Origin of the sequence: Thiolapillus sp. (assembly GCF_048562965.1) — a bacterium.
Lineage (GTDB): Bacteria > Pseudomonadota > Gammaproteobacteria > Chromatiales > Chromatiaceae > Thiolapillus > Thiolapillus brandeum_A.
On sequence record NZ_JBHNMF010000594.1, the window covers coordinates 1 to 1,925 of the forward strand.

3 protein-coding genes are annotated in these 1,925 nt (G+C 55.5%); 1 reads left to right on the forward strand and 2 read right to left on the reverse strand.

The window, feature by feature from the left end; genetic code table 11:
- Window positions 1-58: 58 nt before the first annotated feature.
- A complete protein-coding gene (locus ACOCD2_RS18125; RefSeq protein ID WP_293649975.1) occupies window positions 59-436 on the reverse strand; it encodes a diguanylate cyclase domain-containing protein in 378 nt (125 codons plus the stop codon).
- On the opposite strand from ACOCD2_RS18125, the gene ACOCD2_RS18130 reads away from it, so the two are divergent.
- Complete coding sequence (locus ACOCD2_RS18130; RefSeq protein ID WP_293649974.1) at window positions 415-993, forward strand: hypothetical protein; 579 nt, start codon at window positions 415-417, stop codon at window positions 991-993. The two genes, ACOCD2_RS18125 and ACOCD2_RS18130, sit on opposite strands and share 22 nt — an antisense overlap.
- A 14-nt stretch (window positions 994-1,007) precedes the next feature.
- On the opposite strand, the gene ACOCD2_RS18135 is transcribed toward ACOCD2_RS18130, so the two are convergent.
- Window positions 1,008-1,424 carry a transporter substrate-binding domain-containing protein gene (locus tag ACOCD2_RS18135; RefSeq protein ID WP_293675020.1) on the reverse strand — a complete coding sequence of 139 codons (417 nt, stop codon included), beginning with the start codon at window positions 1,422-1,424 and terminating at the stop codon, window positions 1,008-1,010.
- Between the last annotated feature and the right edge of the window lie 501 nt (window positions 1,425-1,925).

Sequence of the window (1,925 nt, forward strand, 5' to 3'; positions counted from 1 at the left end):
AAAACACGAGAATCACTTCTCTCGGCGAGTACCTTGGCACGAGAAATGGGCTATCGGTCTATCTTGGCCACGTCCCGGCGCCCAAAAACGCCGGAACTAGGGGATCGGTGAGCGATGCGGGATAACTGTCATTGATCTGCTTGAACTGATCCAGGTCCAGGTACAGCACTGCAATCAGCGTCTCTTCCCTTTCCGCCCGTTTCAGCGACTGCCTGAGGCGATCGAAGAACAGCTTCCGGTTGGGCAGGGAAGTCAGGGGATCGTGATTGGCCAGGTGCTCCAGATGGCGGGCCTTGTCATTGAGCTCGGATGTCTTGCGCTTGATGAGGAAATGAACAAGCGTGTCTTCGACCTCGTGATAGATTTTGGGACATCCCAGTCCCCAAAATCGACTCGGCCTTTGACAACCTATTCGTGCCCCAGCCGTCCTGGTCACCAAGCACTACACAACAACTTCGCAAGCTCGTTGCTGCTCCGTACTTGTCTCCCAATGACTGGACGCCGCGTTCGAATGCCTACTTTGCTTCCCCTCTGGCGCTATGCGCACGACGGGTAAGCAGTGCGGCCTCGCGGCTACTGGGGACTACCAGCCTTCGCTTCGCTCTCCATGGCTGGCAGCAAAAGCATGGCGATGCCGGCAAGCGCCACTGCGACGATGACACTGATGATCAGCACCCACTTGACCCAGAGAGGCAGATGCCGCGTGGCATCCAGAGGCGAAAACCAGCGGTCGGTCAGCCGGTAGTAAACCGATTGCTTGTCCTTCTTGTAAGCAGCCAGGTGCCTGTCTATGGTGTCCAGGATCGCCTGGCCGCCGGCACTCGCCGCATAGTTCAGCAGCGCGGGGCGCACCAGTATGCTGGTTTTCTTCAGACCGTAATCCGGGGCGTATTTTCTGCCGAAATAGGTATTGACCAGGCCGGCATCGACCCAGCCTATTTTCACCAGGCGAAACACATCATTGAAGCTGTTCACCTCGTGGAAGACCGGTGACACTCCCAGGCGCTTCACTTCCTCCCTGATCGCCTCGAACTGGATACTGCCAGGCTCTTTCCATCGAGCGCTTTCAGGGACGGCAGGCTGGTGTCCTTGCGCACATACACCACGGACCAGCTTGAAAGCACGACTTCTTTGCCGAAAAGAAAACGGTGAGCCCGCCTGTCGGAATAGGCGACATCCGGCAACAGATCGATCTTTCCCTTCGCGAGGCGCTCGAGGCAGTCATTCCATTCACAGGGAAAATAATTCAGCGTCCAGCCTTCTTCTGCGGCGATGCTCCCCAGCAGCTCGACAAAAAAACCATCGGGCTGCCCCTCTGCGTTCACAAAGAGCTTGGGTTCGTTCTGATAGATGCCTACATTGATAGTCTGGGCAGCCAGCACCGGCTGCGCCAGAATACACAACAAAGCACACAAACGAACCATCACAACCAACGTGAACTCTCCCGTTCCCCATCGTTCCAAAACAACCGGCAACCCCGAATCAGTGCGCTTCCCGGCCGGCCTGCGGCGGCTTAGCCCCACTGAGCCAGCGAACAGCTGTCTGAAGCACAAATTTCAGGAAACAAACGCCGAAGCCTTCACAGTTTATCCCAAATCAGGGCAACAATGAGACATCTACCCATTAACAGGCTGTTGAAAAACACCCAAATCTGAGAAAATATCACTAAGAATTGAACGAGAAGCAAAAGTACCATGCGTGGTCCCGATATTCATCAAGATACGTTATTCAGCACGGTAAGTCCTGCAGACCGGGTGCCTAACCCGCATCGCTCACCGATCCCCTGGTTCCGGTGTTTTTGGGCGCCGGAACGTGGCCAAGATAGCCCGATAGCCCATTTCTCGTGCCAAGGTACTCGCCGAGAGAAGTAATTCTCGTGTTTTTCGCTCTCCCGGGGCTCTGGAGGATGTTTTTTCGACGGAACA

Excerpts from the sequence above, each read along its gene's own strand:
- ACOCD2_RS18135 (WP_293675020.1), bottom strand. The coding sequence starts at position 1,424 with ATGGTTCGTTTGTGTGCTTTGTTGTGTATTCTGGCGCAGCCGGTGCTG.